Source organism: Chryseobacterium sp. SIMBA_029, from assembly GCF_046535275.1.
GTDB lineage: Bacteria > Bacteroidota > Bacteroidia > Flavobacteriales > Weeksellaceae > Chryseobacterium.
Genome location: NZ_JAWRXA010000001.1, coordinates 41,611 through 60,337, shown reverse-complemented (window position 1 = coordinate 60,337; position 18,727 = coordinate 41,611). Strand labels below are relative to the sequence as shown.

At 35.4% G+C, this 18,727-nt stretch carries 16 protein-coding genes and 1 riboswitch; of the genes, 11 read left to right on the top strand and 5 right to left on the bottom strand.

Translation table 11 applies throughout. The features are described from left to right. Positions 1 to 87 precede the first annotated feature (87 nt). From nudK to SB679_RS00220, 7 genes are all read left to right on the top strand, one after another. The gene (nudK, locus tag SB679_RS00250; RefSeq protein WP_410700250.1) at positions 88 to 669 is read left to right on the top strand and encodes a GDP-mannose pyrophosphatase NudK; all 582 of its coding nucleotides are present in this window, start codon (positions 88 to 90) and stop codon (positions 667 to 669) included. Between the two features lie 131 nt (positions 670 to 800). Then, the gene (locus tag SB679_RS00245) at positions 801 to 1,259 is read left to right on the top strand and encodes a DUF2750 domain-containing protein (protein ID WP_410700249.1); all 459 of its coding nucleotides are present in this window, start codon (positions 801 to 803) and stop codon (positions 1,257 to 1,259) included. A 383-nt stretch (positions 1,260 to 1,642) separates the two neighbouring features. After that, complete coding sequence (locus SB679_RS00240) at positions 1,643 to 1,822, top strand: hypothetical protein (RefSeq protein WP_410700248.1); 180 nt, start codon at positions 1,643 to 1,645, stop codon at positions 1,820 to 1,822. A 97-nt stretch (positions 1,823 to 1,919) separates the two neighbouring features. Further along, a complete protein-coding gene (locus SB679_RS00235) occupies positions 1,920 to 2,309 on the top strand; it encodes a VOC family protein (protein WP_410700247.1) in 390 nt (129 codons plus the stop codon). 87 nt (positions 2,310 to 2,396) lie between these two features. Beyond that, positions 2,397 to 3,158: a hypothetical protein gene (locus SB679_RS00230; RefSeq protein ID WP_410700246.1), complete on the top strand. Its 762-nt coding sequence runs from the start codon at positions 2,397 to 2,399 to the stop codon at positions 3,156 to 3,158. Between the two features lie 120 nt (positions 3,159 to 3,278). After that, entirely contained in the window at positions 3,279 to 4,169 is an 891-nt protein-coding gene (locus SB679_RS00225) for a retropepsin-like aspartic protease (RefSeq protein ID WP_410700245.1), read from the top strand. A 135-nt stretch (positions 4,170 to 4,304) separates the two neighbouring features. Further along, positions 4,305 to 4,784, top strand: a complete 480-nt coding sequence (locus SB679_RS00220) for a hypothetical protein (protein ID WP_410700244.1) — start codon at positions 4,305 to 4,307, stop codon at positions 4,782 to 4,784. A gap of 58 nt (positions 4,785 to 4,842) precedes the next feature. Here the strand turns inward: SB679_RS00220 and SB679_RS00215 are convergent, their stop codons facing one another. Beyond that, positions 4,843 to 5,304 (bottom strand): Lrp/AsnC family transcriptional regulator, encoded by a 462-nt coding sequence (locus tag SB679_RS00215; protein ID WP_410700243.1) that lies wholly within the window; start codon positions 5,302 to 5,304, stop codon positions 4,843 to 4,845. A 154-nt stretch (positions 5,305 to 5,458) separates the two neighbouring features. Then, positions 5,459 to 5,645: riboswitch (cobalamin riboswitch) on the top strand. A gap of 241 nt (positions 5,646 to 5,886) precedes the next feature. Between SB679_RS00215 and metE the strand changes: the two genes are divergently transcribed. From metE to SB679_RS00195, 4 genes are all read left to right on the top strand, one after another. Further along, the gene (gene metE / locus SB679_RS00210; protein WP_410700242.1) at positions 5,887 to 8,208 is read left to right on the top strand and encodes a 5-methyltetrahydropteroyltriglutamate--homocysteine S-methyltransferase; all 2,322 of its coding nucleotides are present in this window, start codon (positions 5,887 to 5,889) and stop codon (positions 8,206 to 8,208) included. A gap of 488 nt (positions 8,209 to 8,696) precedes the next feature. Continuing rightward, a complete protein-coding gene (locus SB679_RS00205) occupies positions 8,697 to 9,617 on the top strand; it encodes a helix-turn-helix domain-containing protein (RefSeq protein WP_410700241.1) in 921 nt (306 codons plus the stop codon). A gap of 479 nt (positions 9,618 to 10,096) precedes the next feature. Continuing rightward, a complete protein-coding gene (locus tag SB679_RS00200) occupies positions 10,097 to 11,296 on the top strand; it encodes a hypothetical protein (RefSeq protein WP_410700240.1) in 1,200 nt (399 codons plus the stop codon). A 289-nt stretch (positions 11,297 to 11,585) separates the two neighbouring features. Further along, positions 11,586 to 12,032: a KTSC domain-containing protein gene (locus tag SB679_RS00195; RefSeq protein ID WP_410700239.1), complete on the top strand. Its 447-nt coding sequence runs from the start codon at positions 11,586 to 11,588 to the stop codon at positions 12,030 to 12,032. A 213-nt stretch (positions 12,033 to 12,245) separates the two neighbouring features. Here the strand turns inward: SB679_RS00195 and SB679_RS00190 are convergent, their stop codons facing one another. From SB679_RS00190 to SB679_RS00175, 4 genes are all read right to left on the bottom strand, one after another. Further along, positions 12,246 to 15,431, bottom strand: coding sequence for an efflux RND transporter permease subunit (locus SB679_RS00190; RefSeq protein WP_410700238.1), 3,186 nt, complete (start codon positions 15,429 to 15,431; stop codon positions 12,246 to 12,248). A gap of 7 nt (positions 15,432 to 15,438) precedes the next feature. Then, a complete protein-coding gene (locus tag SB679_RS00185) occupies positions 15,439 to 16,500 on the bottom strand; it encodes an efflux RND transporter periplasmic adaptor subunit (RefSeq protein WP_410700237.1) in 1,062 nt (353 codons plus the stop codon). 10 nt (positions 16,501 to 16,510) lie between these two features. After that, the gene (locus SB679_RS00180; RefSeq protein ID WP_410700236.1) at positions 16,511 to 17,866 is read right to left on the bottom strand and encodes a TolC family protein; all 1,356 of its coding nucleotides are present in this window, start codon (positions 17,864 to 17,866) and stop codon (positions 16,511 to 16,513) included. 95 nt (positions 17,867 to 17,961) lie between these two features. Beyond that, positions 17,962 to 18,555, bottom strand: a complete 594-nt coding sequence (locus SB679_RS00175) for a TetR/AcrR family transcriptional regulator (protein ID WP_410700235.1) — start codon at positions 18,553 to 18,555, stop codon at positions 17,962 to 17,964. Positions 18,556 to 18,727: the final 172 nt, after the last annotated feature.

Here is an 18,727-nt window from a genome sequence, read left to right as displayed (position 1 = left end):
CTTGTTGAAAAAGAAATATTAATTTAGCATTTATATATAAGCCTCATCCGGGCATTACCATTTAATAAAAAAAAGAAGACATTACCAATGCAGAATAAGAATATACAAATTATAAACACAGAAATTTTATCGGATAACTGGTACATATTAAATAAAATAACTTTCGAAAAAACTCAAAGTAACGGAACAATACAAACTCAAAGCAGAGAGGCTTACGACAGAGGAAATGGCGCGGTCATTCTGCTTTATAATAAAGATAAAAATACGGTGATTCTTACCCGTCAGTTTCGTCTTCCCACTTATATTAATGGAAATTCCACGGGAATGCTTATCGAAGCGTGTGCAGGCTTACTGGATAATGACAATCCCGAAGAATGTATAAAAAGAGAAACTGAGGAAGAAACAGGTTATAAAATTACACAGGTTCAAAAAGTCTATGAAGCTTATATGTCGCCTGGCTCCGTTACTGAAATATTGCATTTTTTCATTGCAGCCTATTCTGAAGATATGAAAACAGCAGATGGCGGCGGTCTCGAAGAAGAAGGCGAAGATATCGAAGTACTCGAACTTTCCTTTCATAATGCACTTACGATGATTGATAATGGGGAGATTAAAGATGCCAAAACCATTATGTTATTACAGTATTTACGTCTTAAAAATATCTTGTAAATTAAATAGTACTGGAATTTCTTAAGCCAAAAAATATAGTATAGTTTTGTGCCTCCAAAATTAAACTGATTTTTTCATAGAAAAACTACTGAAATCATCTGCACAAACCATAACAATAAATAACGAAAATTATGCTTCAAGATACAATTACTCTACAAAATCAACATAAAAATTTCATTAAAAAAGTTAGCGAATCACAAATTGTGTACGCTCTGAAAGGCGATAAAGGCTATGCCGTTTCCTATTCCAACGATATGGAACATGAAGACGGCAGTCCTGTACAGGTCGTTTGTTTCTGGTCTGTAGAAGCCCTTGCAAAATCCTGTATTGAAAATGAATGGGAAGAATATGTTGTTGATTCCATCCCTTTAAATGATTTTCTTGAAAACTGGTGTCTTGGAATGAACAGCGACGGCATTATGACGGGAACTGATTTTAACAATAATTTATTCGGGAGCGAAGTAGAACCTATTGAGTTGATCCTTGATATTATAGAGGAGCTAAAAAGAATTGAAAAACCATTGGAATTCGTGAAATTTGAAAATATTGAAGATTTGGAGACCCAGATCAGAGAGGTTTTAAACAGCTAGAATAGATGAGTTTACAGGAAAAAACAAAGTCCTTTTTATCGGATTCGTATATACGGTTTTTAATTATATTCATCCCGCTTATGTGTATGGACACCTTCTTTTTAAAGCCTTTCATTAAAAATCATTATTTAGATCAGGATCTGAATAGTTTTAAAGACTATTCATGGAAGTACTTAATTGCTATAACAGTTTTATTAACTATAGTTTTAACTATCTGCTTAAAAGTTAAAACAATATCCCACTTTATTACCACATGTATATTTTCTACAGTATTTATCTTTTTTGTATTTAGAACAGTACTCATCAGTATTATGCTATATATCAATACTCAGACTGAAAAATCGCAGATAACAAATACTTATAATGTAATCAGATATAAAGAAATGAAGATCTTTTGGCTTAATTCGGACGAGAAAAATTCTATTAATGACAATGATAAAATAAAGCTGATTGACAAAAGAAGAAAGGAAAAAGGTCAGAAATCATTGTTTGAATATAAAATGAACGATACCATACAAGTCAAGTTAAAGAAGGGTGTTTTTAATGTAAATTATATTGAGTAATCGAAACCCAAATCACTCATCCCAACTACAATTTTTCAAAAAATAATTGGTTTCAGGAGTGAAAAGTATTCGTACAACCTCTGTTAAAAATAAAAAAATGGAAATCCAAAACATCGACCACATTGTACTGACAGTAGCTGATATTGATGCAGCGGTTACTTTTTACACTGAAATTTTAAATTTCAAGGTGGTCACTTTCGGTGATAACAGAAAAGCATTGACTTTTGGAAATCAAAAGATTAATCTTCATCAAAAGGGACATGAATTTGAACCTAAAGCTCATCAGCCCACATGCGGTTCTGCTGATCTTTGCTTTATCTCATCAACCGATATTGAAACGGTTTTGAAAGAACTCCAGGAAAAAAATATTGACATCATTGAAGGAATTGTCGACAGAACAGGAGCATTGGGAAAGATCAGATCAGTGTATTTCCGGGATCCTGATATGAATCTGATCGAAGTAAGTACCTATTCAAATAAACAATAAGAATAAAAACAGGGAATTGCGTACAGATGATTTCTTATTTTTGCAAACCTGTCATATATCATAGAATTATAAACTATTATTAATACCATGAAAAAAATTTTCATCTGCTTTTCAATCATCCTTTCAGCGATGAGTTTTGCGCAGAAAAAAGGTGCTAAACCCAGTCTTCCTTCATATTCTTACCAGACTTTCAATTGCTCTAACATAGGATATTTTGACCCCAACACCTATAAAAAAGAAGAAATAGACGGAGTTTACCAACTTCTCTACACCTTTACAGGCGTTAATTTCGATTCTCATCCTGTTTTTAAACTCTCGGACGTTGAAGATATCCGGAAAAATAAAGATACCTACCTCCAACAGCTGGAAAAACAGTATCAACAAAAGAAAAAAGAACTGTACAGCCTGAAAATCATCAATCAGCCTATGTGGAAAAAACTACAGCAGGAAACCATTCAGATTTTTGAAAATGAATACCAGCTGAACAAAGATAATATTATGGGTTTTGCTGATCCAGCCTCACTGAAAAACAGCCCTTATTACAATACCTGCAAAGAATATGTGGATGTGGCCACATCCGGTGACAAGCAGAAAATGTATGCGGTCTGGAAGAAATTCGTTGAAGCAAGAAGCAAAGATAATGCAGATCCCAAAGGCGTTATGACAAGGTTCAATGAGAAATTAAACGATCCTAGAAAAGATGATTATGCCCTGATTGACCTCATTGGATTTGGGTTTCATAATTGTGCCAACAGCAGCTTCAGACCTGTTACGGATGATGAAGGGAAAGCCTATACAGCATTTGATAAGATCTTCACAAAGTTAAAAGCAGACTGTGATGAACCATAATTTTTTATTGAAAAATTAAAGGATTTAAAAATTATAATGGCAGTATTCATTTTTGGATACTGTTTTTTTATTGGAATAGAAAATTAGTTTATTTTAGGGGAAACAATAACCACTTCTCCTATGAAATTCATGTACTTTATCGCCACATTCTTGACAATATCTGTTTCGGCACAAAAGAAACCGACTGTCATTCCTTTTTCCCTGGAAGATCATTCCGTGTATATCTATGCAAAAGTGAATAAAACCGACAGCATTAAATTTTTATTTGATACCGGAGCCGATGGTTCTGTGATCAACAGCAGTTCAACGAAAAAAATAGATCTGAAAATTGAGGGAACTTCTCAAAATCAAGGTTCAAATGGCACAAATACGGTTAATACAAGTATTGATAACCTGATACAATTTGGAGATATCGAGAAAAGAAACGTCATGCTCACCTTGATCCCTTACGAAACAGACCATTTCGACGGAGTTTTTGGAACCGATCTGATGAAAGGAAATGTTGTAGAGATCGATTATAATACAAAAGAAATCCACTTCTATGAAACTAATGACAAAACTATTAATTATTCAGGATACGAAAAAATGAAACTATATATGGTAGACAATTATCCCGCCGTAGAAAGCAATTTTAGCACAAATGGCAAAACCTATTCTGGGTTATTTGGTCTCGACACCGGCGCTGATGATGCTTTGACAATTGCAGCTCCTTTTGCTAAGAAAAATACATTGGCTACGCTAATGAAAAAAATTGGAAAAGCCACTGCTCAGGGCTCCGATGGTTCGGTTTATGAAATGCCTATCGTTTTATGTCCATCAATCAGTTTTGCTCAAAAATATTTGTATAATATTCCTGTTACGCTGTCTGCTTCAACCGAAGGCATTGACGCAACAGAAAAAATGGCCGGATTTTTCGGTAATAAATTCCTGAAACGGTTTAATATGATAATCGATTTTAACAACCAGCTTATTTATTTTAAGCTGAACAGGAATCTGTATTCTGAGTTTTAATTCTTGTAAAATTGAAAAAATAAATGCATCTCTATTTTTACTTATTTGTATAGAAACACCATCTTTATGGTTTTCCGTAATAATAATGAAGACAATCACTATATTTTTGAATATATATTGTAAGCAAAAATTATCATGAAAAAAAATGGATGTTTAAAGATATTTTTAATTGTGTTTTCAATTCTAGTAATTATTCTTATTTATAGAAAAATTCAGGTAAGAAAACATACTGAAATTATTAAAAAACAAGATCTAGAATTACTAAAACAAAATTCTCAAATAGAACAAAAGCCTATTATAGATGAAAAAATTCTATCTAAAAATTTTGAAGTCATTGAAGTTGATACAAAAGAAAATCTCAGATTAAAGAATGTAAATGCATTACTGAAAATAAAAATTAGGAATGAAAAAGAAGCAAAGAAAATATGTACCGAAATACGGAATCATTATGTAGGATATTCTTGTAATATTAATTTATTTGATGATATCAATGCCTTACACAAAAGCTTTGAATATCCTTTAGAAGATAAAGATAGAAGAATTGTAGCAAAACATTTCATTGCAATGTCAACTTTTGACGCTCCTAAAGTTGTGATGATGTTTCCCTATAAATAGTTCCAAATTTAGTTATTAAAAAAAATAGCACCCAAAAAGTGAGTATTGCTTTTATATCCTATATCGTAACCCCATGATTATTCTTCACTTCAGCCATCACAAAGGTACTGTGGGTACTTCCGATGGAATCTACGGAACCCAATTTATTAAATACGAAATCCTGGTAATGCTTCATATCCCTTACCTGAACTTTAAGCAGAAAATCAAAATCTCCTGAAATATTATAACATTCCGCCACTTCTTCGATCTGCACAATATCTTTCACAAATTTATTCCCTACAGACCGATCATGAATCTTTAATTTAACCTGACAGAAAACAGTAAAGCCCCGATTGAGCTTTTCGGCTTCCAAAACAGCTGCATAATGCTTGATGTATCCTTCCTGTTCCAGTCTTTTTACCCTTTCAAAAACAGGCGATGGTGAGAGGTTAATTTCTTTAGCCAGCTCTTTCACGGTCAGTTTTGCATTCTTTTGCAGGATTCTCAGCAGCTGAAGATCCTTTTCGTCAAGTCTTTCCACAGGATAATATTCTTTTTACAATTGATTTTTTCAAATTTACAGAATATTTATCTTTAAAAATAAATGATAACAACGTTTTATGCTTAATTTTTGATATTAAACCAACTAATTAACTCAATTCAATACCTTTATCCCATAATTTGTTCTTTAACATACTTCATCAAACGGAAAAGGTTTTACGTAGCGTAAATGAATAGGGAATCGTGTGAAAATCACGAGCTGTCGCGCAACTGTAAGTAACCCACCAAAGGTTTTTGTCCACAAGTATCCACTGCCAAAAGCGGGAAGGACGACAAAAACTGTTACCAGCCAGGAGACCTGCCTGTTCCGGATTGACAATGCTTTCGCGGTTTGAAGCTTTGGGTCATACAGATGATACTTTTTGAACGTATTGGGTCAGTTTTAAAATTAGAGAAATCGGAAGTTTAAAACTCTCCTGATCTATTTCATTATGTATGAATGGGATAATTACGTCCTTATGGTATCTACTCTATTCCTGAAAATTCTTTCTTTGATAGCATTGCGAAGCATTCTAAAGGAACTTTTAAAATAATGATTTACTAATTAAAAGTTTAAAAGAAAATGCAAACACACATTCTAGGCTATCCGCGTATTGGTAGCCACAGAGAACTTAAAAAAGCATGCGAGCAGTATTGGTCAGGCAAAACCACATTAACCGATCTGTTGGAAACGGGTAAAAACCTTCGTCTTCAGCATTGGAAAATCCAGCAGGAAGAAGGTATCGATCTTATTCCATCCAATGATTTTTCTTATTATGATCAGGTGCTGGATATGACTTTAACCGTTGGAAATATTCCCGAGCGCTATCAGGAAATGAGTTCCAAAGAATCCCATACCGAACTGGATCTGTATTTTGCTATGGCCAGAGGACATCAAAAAGACGGTTTGGATATTACCGCTATGGAAATGACAAAATGGTTTGATACCAATTACCATTATATCGTCCCTGAGTTCAGGAAAGACCAAAAATTTAACCTTTTTTCCACTAAAATAATTGAAGAATTTACAGAAGCAAAACAGGCAGGTATCAATACCAAACCGGTACTTATCGGACCTGTAACTTATTTATTACTGGGTAAAGAAAAAGAAAATGGTTTTGATAAATTGGATCTTGCGCAGCATCTTTTACCGGTTTATTTGGAAATTCTTAAACAACTTGAACATCAGGGAGCTGAATACATCCAGCTGGACGAGCCGTTTTTAGCCTTAGACCTCAATGACAAAGCAAAAGAAACTTACCAATGGGTATACAGTGAAATCAAAAGACAGTTTCCTAATATTAAATTCATTATAGCCACTTATTTTGACGGATTAAAAGACAACCTTAGTCTGGCAGCAGCTTTACCTGTTGATGTTTTACATATTGATCTGGTACGCGCTCCGGAACAGCTGGACGAGGTTTTATCTGCCATTCCGGATTCATTAAGTCTTTCTTTAGGCCTTGTGGATGGAAGAAATATCTGGAAAAATAATTTTGATCAATCTCTGGCTTTTATTCATAAAGCAGTAGCAGCATTGGGTACGAAAAGAGTTTTTATAGCCTCTTCATGCTCATTGCTTCACGCTCCTTTTGATCTTGACCTGGAAAAAAATGAAGATACCTTATCACCAGAAATCAAACAGTGGTTGGCTTTTGCCAAACAGAAAGTTCAGGAGATTGTTACTTTACAGAAACTCGCTTCAGGAAATCCGGACTACAATGCTTTGCAGGAATTGGCTGAAAATAAAAAGGCGATTCAAAACCGTGGTAGTTCTACCTTAATTCACAATCAAGAAGTTAAAAGCCGGGTAGATATTACAACCGTAGAAGATGCCCAACGAAATAATCCTTTCAGTGTCCGAAAAGAAGTGCAGCAAGAAGTGTTACAGCTTCCTTTATTCCCCACCACAACTATTGGTTCGTTTCCACAGACCAAAGAAGTAAGAAGCTGGAGATCAAAATTCAAAAAAGGAGAATTAAATGCCCAGCAGTACGACCAACTGCTGAAAGAAGAAACTCAGAGAACCATCCAATGGCAGGAAGAAATCGGGATTGATGTGCTGGTACATGGAGAATTTGAACGTAATGATATGGTCGAATATTTCGGGGAACAGCTTTCCGGATTTACCTTTACTCAAAATGGATGGGTACAAAGCTATGGAAGCCGGTGTGTAAAACCTCCCGTTATTTATGGAGATGTTCACAGACCGCATCCGATGACGGTTTACTGGTCGGAATATGCTCAATCTTTAACCCAAAAATGGGTAAAAGGCATGCTGACAGGTCCTGTAACGATTCTTCAATGGTCTTTTGTACGGGATGATCAGCCGCGTTCTTTAACCTGTAAACAAATTTCCCTTGCCATTCGTGATGAGGTACAAGATCTGGAAAAAGCAGGTATCAGAATTATCCAGATTGATGAACCCGCCATCAGAGAGGGACTTCCATTGCGTAAAGCTGAATGGCAAAACTACCTGAAGTGGGCTGTTGAAGCCTTCAGACTTTCTTCAAGCGGTGTGGAAGATGCTACACAAATCCACACGCATATGTGTTATTCCGAATTCAATGATATTATCCAGAATATTGCTGATATGGATGCCGATGTCATTACGATAGAATGCTCCAGAAGCCAGATGGATCTATTAAATGCATTCGCAGATTTCAAATACCCGAATGAGATCGGTCCGGGAGTGTATGACATCCACTCGCCTAGAGTTCCGTCTAAAGAAGAAATGGTTGAGCTATTGAAAAAAGCACAGGCCGTTATTCCGGCACAACAGCTTTGGGTAAATCCAGACTGTGGGTTGAAAACAAGACACTGGGACGAAACGGAGAAAGCTCTGATTGCGATGGTGGAAGCCTCAAGAGAAATGGCAGCTTCGTATGTTGCGGAAAGAGTGTAAACAATTCTTTTTTATCTTTAAAGCAGGACTTTAAACTCCTGCTTTTTATATGTTGGAGAAAGTCATTTTTTGCTTACTATTAAACAATTATGATACAGCCTATCCTTTTATTATGTTAAAACAATAAAAACTGATTATAAAAAATACAAAAAAAATAACAAAGAAACAATAATAACCATATTAGCAAATTATTAAATTATCATTAATATAACTAAAAATACAATATTATATTAACACTTTTTATACAATTAAATGTTTACATTTGTATTTATAAAAAAGACTAATTTCCAAAAATGCAAAATGTTGATCTTTTAAAAAGAAAGCTTATTTCCACATATGTTTACTTTTTTTTAATTGTATTAAGCATATATGCTTTTTTTTACTACTTCATAGTAAAAAACATTTTTTATTCATACTATATAGCTTTCTATTCTTTCGCAGTATTTTACACCTGGCTTATTATTTATAAACATTATCCTGTAAAGAAAATGGTTCATTTCCATCTAATTACAGGTTCTTTATTTTCTTTTTTTATTATGCTCAATATGTGGAAATATTCTACAGCGAGTTGTATGTGGCTCATTCCTATTCCTCTTGCCGCTTACATTTTTTTTTCAAAAAAAATATCTTATATATATTCTGGATATGTAATTGCACTTATTTTAATTGTTAATTTAGTTGAAAAGAATCTTCAATTAGATTATTTCCGGTTTTCAAGAAAAGGAGATCTTGTCATTTCAGATTCAACAGTATTTGTATTGAACATATTTATATTCCTGCTATTGCTATACTATAATGAAAAAATAAAAAAAGCAGAAGAATTAGCAATGAGTAGTTTAAAAAATAATCTTTCGCCTTTGGAAAATTCAGATCCTCAAAAGATAAAAAATCAGGAGGTAAAGGATACAATACAAAAGGAAATAAAAGAAGAATTCAAAATAAATACTCTAAAAGATGATCATTTTTCTTTTGTCAGAACAGACTCTCAAAAAATAAAAGATCCGGAGCAAAAGTGCACAAGCCAAAAAGAAATAGAAAAATACAGTTTATTATTCCAGAGAATGAAAGAAATGATGGAAAGAGAAAATCATTTTAAAGATGCTGATTTTAGTATTTCCCAGCTGTCTTTCATTTTAAAAACGAATAATTTATACATCTCTAATGCCATTAAACAAAATAAATATAACAGTTTTAACCATTTTATAAATTCTTACAGAGTCAATAGCGCTAAGCAGCTTATGTCTCAAAATGATTTTGATAAAGTTACTTTAATGTACATTTATACCCAATGTGGTTTTTCTAATCAATCAACATTCAACAGAGCATTTAAAATGATCGAAGGGATCACTCCATCTGAATTTATTAAAAAAACGAAAAAAAATAATATTTCCCTACGTTCCCCCATCTAAAACACTCTGTTCCTTCCCTTTTTAAAGTTCACCCCGTCATTTCCCACGCAATTATTATCTAAGTGTAAAATTTTACACGCAAAAATGCCATGATAAATGGAGCTATTTTCATGGAATGATTATACCATCAAATCATAGGCAGGAATATGATTGGGAAAAATTCCCTGTTATGATACATTATAGATCTTAAATCCCAAAACAATGAGAAAACTATGCTACATCTTTTATCAAAAGCTTTTTCCTGAAAGCTTTTTTGGGCATTTTTTGAAATTGACTGATTTAAAGCCATGAAAATCAATATCATAAAAGAAACTAAAGTCATATTCAAAATAGTATTGAATGTTTATACTGGATCCATATTACTTGAACAATTATTGAAATACATTTACATTACAAATTTTCATAATGAACACTTATTGCCCCTCTTTAGTGTTTACAGGAAATTTTAAAATCACAATTTTTAATTTAAACAAACAAAAATGAAGACAAAATTACACACATTAATTTTAATTTTCAGTTCCCTCTTAACTTTCGCCCAGGTAGGTATTAATACATCATCACCTGATCCCTCTGCAGTACTTGATGTGGTCTCTACCAATAAAGGTTTTCTGGCTCCAAGGGTAAATCTTACAACAACAACAGTGCAGCTAGGAACTGCCATTAATGCCTCCGGATTACTGGTATACAATACAGGTACTGCATTATCTACAGGATACTATTTTTGGAATGGTACAGAATGGAGATCTGTAGACAGCTCTTCAGCTCTTAGTGCGATTGCCGTATTAAATTGTAATGGAGCTACACTAGATCCTCAGCAGTCCGTAACAGGAGGCACTCCTCTTATTACCGGAACAGTAATTAAGATTCCCTATACTGCAGCTAATGGCGGCAAATTTACAGGAACCACTCTAAGCTCTGTAGGTAATCCGGCAGTTACTGCAACAATTTCTGATAGTAAAGTAGAATCTGGTTCTGGTTCATTATCATTGAGTATTTCGGGAACACCCAATGCATCACAAACTTCTCCTGCAGGGATCACCTTTGATTTAACTCCATTTCTTACCCTTAACCCTGGATTTACAGGTTGTAGCAGCATAACTGTGGGTAAACAGGTAAATGCTGATATTAAAAGTCTGGCAGTGATGGATTATCTAAAATTTGTTACCGATACAAATGGAACAAAAGGTTTTTCTGTAGAAGCTACTACTTCTGACGGACTGTATACTTTTAGAGTGTTCTTAAGACATTCTGACCAGACCGCCACTGCAACAGCGACTAATAATACAACCCAGGTACAAAATGCGGATGTACAGATAAGAAATAATTCAGCGGCTAATAAGATTTTAATGTGGAATAACTCTACTGAGTACGGAGGATACATCGGCATGGCTGGTAATAGTTTAACAGCGGTTCCGAATTTATTTGGTGGAGATCTTAATACCGGGAATACCTGGTCTACAAGTACTACTGCTACAAGAGTATATTGGGGTGACTCGGGCATTTATCAGGCTTCTAATAACGGACCTGAATACAGATATTACAGCTGGATAGACACTTCTACCACCACAAAGGTAGCCTATACCGCTTATATGATGGCTGGAGCAGTTGGTGGACAGACGTCTACTAATCCGGCTACCATGAAGGTATTTATAAAAATAGATCAGATTACTGCTCCATAAGATTCGATTCTAAAAACACGCACACAAAGATTGAGGAAGCCTATTTGAATATAGGCTTCTTTTTTTTGATCTACAATCTACTTCGTTCTGCCTTATATGTTTAGTGTTTAGCCATTATTTATCACATAAATTCTTTCAAGTTGTATTATATTTAGCTATCAACCATTTATCATCTTAAAAAATGAGATAAAAACGTATTTTTCAGACACCAAATAAATTAATACTGAATAAGTTATGATTTTTCAGATTAAAAAGCTTAATTTTGCACCCCGAAATAAGGATCATACATATGAAAAGAGTTGTTGAGCACAGAAAGCTTCTTGGGGTTGATAAAACAGTTACGTTAAAAGAATTGAAAACGATTTACAGAAATACGATGAAAGATACTCATCCTGATAAATTTGTGAATGATGAAGCCGGGAAAGAAGCAGCTGAAGAAAAAAGCAAGTCTGTAATTGAAGCTTACCACTTTTTGGTGAGCATCAACCAGGAAACACAGGAAAAATATAAAGAAGAATATACTGAAACAATCACAAAATCTAATATTCAGGATTTTTATCTTGAAAAAGCGGTGTTGAAAGTTCAGCATTTAAATGGAAAGATGTATGAATATATCGGTGTTCCAAGAAATACGTATATAAAAATGGTCAACGCTGATTCGCCAAGCCGTTTTGCAAGAAGACACATTTATGGAAGTTTCATCTACCGAAAGTCTGGAGAGGCTATGGAAGATTAATATTCCACTACAAATAAAGCAAAGGCTTTCAGTTCATTCTGGAAGCCTTTATTTTTTTAAGTTTTTTCGACTTATATTTTGTTGGAAAATCGTAAAGATGAAAAGTTTTTAATTTTAATAGCTTTTAGGGCGGAACTAAGTCATTGAAATTATCAAATAAAAAAACCGTATCAAAAAAATGATACGGTTTTTCGGTTAATTAAGGTTGTTATATTAGTCTACGTGTTTCGGAGTGTATCCGTCTTCACTTAGTTCTTTGTGTTCATAATCGGCTTTCATTTCAGCTTCGTAGTCTACTTTTTCATTTTTACCCATTCTTCTAAGGATAGAATCAAAAATTGAGTATACTACTGGTACAATGATTAGGGTAAGGAATAAAGATGATGTTAAACCACCAATAATTACCCAGGCAAGACCTTTGTTCATCTCAGCTCCTGCTCCACTTGCCAATGCAATCGGAAGCATCCCGAAGATCATCGCAATCGTTGTCATCAGGATCGGACGAAGACGTGCATGGTTAGCCTGAACTAAGGCGTCATGAGTATTCGCTCCCGCTGCTTTTCTCGCATTCGTAAAGTCGACGATAAGAATCGCATTCTTGGCAACAAGACCAATCAACATGATCATCCCCAACATCGTAAAGATGTTTAGTGAATTGGCTGTTAAGGCAAGAATCACCATAACCCCGATCATTGCTAACGGAATTGAGAATAATACCACAAACGGATATACAAAACTGTCATACAGAGACACCATTACAAGATATACCAATACGATAGCTGCCAATAAAGCAATTCCTAACGTACCAAAACCTTCTTCCTGGTTTTCCATATCTCCACCCCACTTATAGTTAACCCCTGCAGGTTTTTTATCACTATTCATGAATTGAGCAGACCATTCGTTAGCAACGTCTCCTACAGGACGACCCACTACTTTAGATAATACTTTTACCGATGGAGACTTATCTCTACGTTGTAGTAAACTTGGTCCTGAACTCATATCTACATTGGCAAACTGGCTCAAACGAACCTGCTCTCCTGCAGTATTGGTAAAGATCAGGTTTTTAACATCGTCAATAGACTTTCTGTTGTTGTCTGCCAAACGGATGTTAATGTCATATTCATATTCTCCGGCTCTGAATTTTCCGTCGGTGTTTCCGTTAAATGCAGTCTGCATCGTCTGTCCTACACTTGAAAGGTTTAAGCCTAATGAAGACATTTTATCACGGTCGATGTTTACACGAACTTCAGGGCTCCCTGTATCTGTGGATAATTCAGCATCTACAGATCCCGGAACTTTTTTAAGCAATTCCAAGATTCTTGTTGCTTCTTTCGTTGCTGTTTCGTTATCAGCAGCAGTTACTACCATTTCAATTGGCGCATTATCTGCTCCCATTAATCCGATTGGTGCCGTTTTAAACTCAACTCCGGTGAACTTTTCTTCAAGGTCACGCTTCATTTTTGCAGCGATAATATCAGTACTTTCAGCACGCTCAGACTTATCGGTTAAGATCACCTGAATCTCAGACTGGTATACGGTAGCCTGTGCTCCACCAAATCCTGAAGACTGCTGTCCTACTGTAGTAATCATATCTACTACATCTTTGTTTGCTCTTAAATATTTTTCAACATTTAAAGTAACCTGGTTTGTTTTTTCAACGGTGGCATCTTTTGACAGCTCCATTTGAACAAGGAACTGACCACGGTCCATTTTAGGGAAGAATTCCCCACCAATAAATCCGAACGCTACCAACATGAATGAAGAAAGTAAAATAATGAATGTCACAACAACAGTCATAATTCTTCTTAACGTTGATTTCAAACACCATTCAAGAATTCCTGTGATCCAGTGCGTGAATTTATCAATCATGCTTTCAAACCAAAGGATGAATTTCTGGAACCAGTTTTTCCCTGTTAAATGCTCCAGCTTACCAAATCTTGATGATAACCAAGGAATAATGGTAAATGAAGATAATAATGAGAATAACGTTGCAATTACCACCGTGACGCAGAACTGTGCCAGGATATTCGCTACTAACCCTGAACTCATCGCAATCGGTAAGAATACCACCACGATTACCAAAGTGATCGCTGATACGGTAAATCCAATCTCGGAAGCACCATCATATGCAGCTCTGATCTTACTTTTACCCATCTCCATGTGACGGTAAATGTTCTCCAACACTACAATCGCATCATCCACAAGGATACCTACTACCAGAGACAGTCCAAGTAAACTCATTAAGTTTAGGGTATATCCCATTAAGTTCATTCCGATAAACGTTGCAATCAACGATACAGGAATAGAAACCATTACAATAAAGGCATTTCTTATACTGTGAAGGAATAACAACATTACGATGGCTACCAGGATTACCGCCAGGAATAAGTCAAAGATTACGTGATTGGCAGCTTCCAAAGTAAAGTCGGTACTGTCATCAACGGTTTTAATTTTAATTCCCTGAACTTTATAATCTTCCTGAACTTTAGCAATGGTTTTCTGAACACTTTCAGAAACCGCCACCGCATTGGCATCAGACTGTTTCTTTACCTGTAATAAGATTGTTGGATTCTGATTGAATCTCGCTACTTTTTCTACATCTTTCTGGGTGTCAAATACGGTAGCAACATCTGATACACGAACCTGAGCTCCATTTTTAGAAGAAATAACAAGATTGCTCATTTCTTCCGTAGATTTATACTTACCAGATAACCTGATCGTAGATTTATTGGTTCTTGTTTTCAAAAATCCTGTCGGGAAATCAAGGTTTGAGGAAAGAACAGCCTGCTGAACATCTCCAATGGAAAGTCCGTATCCCTGTAGCTTTTTCTCATCAATATTCACCTGAATTTCTCTCTCCTGTCCTCCTACAAGGTCAACCTGAGCCACACCGTTTACACGGGAGAAAATAGGTTCTATTTTTTTATCTAATAAATCGTAGAGCTCTTTATTATTCAACTTATCACTTGAGATACTCAAGGTCATGATCGGAAGGTCATCCAATGAGAATTTATTCAGTGACGGTGCTTTGGCATCATCCGGAAGTTCCGAAAGAATGGCATTTACCTTACGCTGGGCATCATTCAAAGCATAGTTGACGTCGGCTCCGTCGTTCAGCTGAACCATAATCACCGATAAACTTTCGTATGATGAAGATTCTACTTTTTTCACGTTTTCCAGGGAACCTACGGCATCCTCTATCTTTCGTGTGACGGAAGTTTCCACCTCGGCAGGTGAAGCTCCCGGATATACTGTAGAGATCGTAACCATGTTGGTTTCAAACTTAGGAATAAGTTCGTACCCCATCATGGTATAACTCAAGATCCCTCCTAACGTCAGCAATGTAAATAATACAATGACTAACGTGGGTCTTTTAATCGATATTTCTGCTAACTTCATGGATCTACTACTTTACAATATTGATTTTTGAACCATTATCAAGGTTGATCTGACCGCTGGTAATTACTTGTTCACCACCGTTTAGACCGCTTAGGATCTGTACTTTATCTCCATATATTTTTCCAATCGTTACTTTGATCATTTTAGCAGTTTCATTTTGAACAATAAATAACTGTCCTGAACTTACCCCGTTAACGAAAGCTTCTGCAGGAACGGTTAACATATTTTGAGTTTCGGCACCATGATTGGTTTTAAATACTGCTGTAGCGTACATCCCTGCTTTAAGATTCCCTCTGTTCTGCACTTCAATTTCCACTGGGAAGTTTAAAGAAGCATCACTTTTAGGAGCAATGAATGTAATTCTACCACTGAAAGAATCTTCCGGTAAAACATTCACTTTAATAGGAACTTCCTGACCTAACTGGATTCTTCCGATCTGGCTTTCATCCACTAAAACTGAAAGCTTCAGAGTATTAATGTTCACAATTTCAAACATGGAAGTTCCAATTGAAACAACAGTTCCCGGCTCTACCATTTTCTTGTTGATGGTACCGCTGATTCCTGCACGGATGCTTGTATCATTTACTTTTACTCCCTGAGCTCTTACAGCCGCCTGTGCATTTTTAAGCTGTAATCTTGAGTTGTCAAGCTGTTGTTTGGTAACACCTCCGGTTTTAAATGCATTTTCATAACGCTGGTTATCAATTACTGCATTCTGCAAATTGTTTTGAGCTTGTGCCACATCAACTTCGATCGCATCTCTTTTGATTGTAGCCAATACCTGACCTGCAGATACTTTTGATCCTTCTTTAACCAAAACACTAACGATACGTCCTCCGATTTCAGAAGCCTGATTCATTTCCTGTTTTGGAAGAAAGGTACCGTTGGCCGAATAATCTGTATTGATGTTTTCTCTTGATACCGTTACTACATTTACGTTAATTTTATCAACCTGTTTTGCAACTTCAGCAACTTCTTTCGTCTGCTTTTCTTTATTGCCGGCAATCTTGTAAGCGGCCAAACCGATTAGGACAGCTGCTACGATGATATATATTAAAGTTTTTTTCATTTCTAGTTTATTATGATGGGTTTTGTAATGTGTTGAGTTCTCCTTTAGCTTTAATCAACTTGATCTCAGCCTGTTTGTAGTCGAGCAATGCATTGGAATAATTCTGTTTTGCCTGTGTTAAAGCATTTTCAGCATCCAGAACTTCGGTAAGGGTTGCTAAACCGTACTGATAATTGGACTGTGTATTTTTCTGCACCCGTTCTGCTAAATCAACATTATCTTTCATACTCTGGATATTGATGATGGCATTTTCCATATTGGAAATGGCATTTTTATACTCCAGACTCAAATTCAGCTGTGTGTTTTGGATATCAAGATCAAGATCCTGAATATCAATTTCTGCCTGCTGGATCTTAGCCTTTGTAGCACCACCCGTGAAAATCGGAACATTGATATTAAGTCCTATCGCTGAATAATCACTCCAAAGTACCCCATTATTCAATCCATTGGTAAGAGGGAATTTTTTTCCTGTTCCAGCCCATCCATAATTCGCCTGAAGGCTTACGGTAGGATAAAGATAAGCTTCAGTAGCTTTTTTATTGTATTGAAGAAGTTCTCTGTTTTTATTCTTTACTTTGATCTCCAAACGGTCATCCAAATTTACATTGCTGGCAATAAGCTCCGGTCTTGGTTCTATCGTTTTTTCTTCAAGTTCAATATCAGTTTCTATGGGAACACCCATATAAAATTTCAAAGAATTTTTTGAAAGCTCTACAGAATTGATCAGCTGCTGTCTGTTTGATCCAATATTGGTAAGTTGTACATTGGTACGGTCTAAATCAATAGATTTTGCCAGTCCGTTATCTACTAAGCTTTTGATTACGTTTCTTACTCTTTCAGTATTCGAATAGCTCGCTTCTACAGTTTTAAGGTTTTCTTCCTGTACAAAAACCTGATAATATGCTGTGGCCACATTTTCAATGATCTGCTCATTGGTCAGCTGTGAATTCAAAACATAAAATTCTCTTGTAGATTTTGCGGCTTTAAGACCGGTAAAAACTCTCTGGTCAAATATAGCCTGCTGAAGACTTACGACTGCACTGGAGCTCCATGGCTGTCCCAGCTGAGCTGTGATTCTTTGTCCGCCGAATTCAAGCAAAGACTGTTGAATAACCGGATTGTAAGTTATTCCAGCTGTCCCGCTTATCTGTGGCAAAGCGCCTGCTCTTGCCTCATCAATTTTATATTCAGCTTTTTTAATCTGTAAAGCAGCTTTTTTGGCTTCTGCTTTATTTTGAAGCGCCTGCTTGATGGCTTCCTGTAAAGAAACCTGCTGTTGGGCAGACACTGATGAAAAGCCGAAAATCATAAATGCTGCAGCTATCCCAATTTTTAGCTTTTTAGCAGTTATACGTTTTCTTTTCATAATTTTATACTTCGTTTATTTTTTTAATGTAATTTTTTCGTCAAGGTTTTTATTTCTAAAGGACGAATCATTTCTTAAAATACTTTAACATTTTTTTAATTCTTAAAAAGCATATTGAGAATGATCTCTTTTCTTTCGGAAATAATCTTGTCATATTCCTCATCACTGATCATCAGATTCTCCATAAACAAGGGTCTTACGGCACTCGGGAATACGAGTAAAGAAACCATATTGAGAATGAACTGAACGGGAGCCATTTTTTCTATATTTCCAAGTTCCATCTCTTTCTCTAAGTCTTTATACATCGTTTCCAAAACATCTTCTTCAATTTCTCTCTGATGGCAGTTCCCTTTATTGATCTGCGAAACGATATAGGTTTCCAGATAAGGATACTGAAGACTTGTGGAAAGACTGCCTTCTATAAACTTGCTGATCTTTACTTTGAAAGGAAGATCTGCATTCTGAATGATCTTGGATTTTTCCTGTTCTACCCGCTGAGCTTCATCAAAAATAATCTGAATCAGGTTATCTCTTGAACGAAAATAATAATTGATAAGCGTTCTGTTGACTCCGGCTGCATCGGCAATTTCCTGGGTAGTAGCATCAAACTTCCCTTTCACAAAGAATAAATTCTTCGCTGTCTCTTTGATTAATTCCTGTGTTTGGTCTTTTTTCGCTTGATTTGACATTATTGTTAAACAATTTTGTGCAAATGTAAAATAAATTCTATTTTTGACAAAATTGTTAAACAAAATAATTAAACAATTTTGTATGATTTACATCATATTTCTGGGATCTGTTTTTAGATTATCTGGCTTAACCTGCCGAAAGGAGAGTATTTTCGATATATTTGCCGAAAAA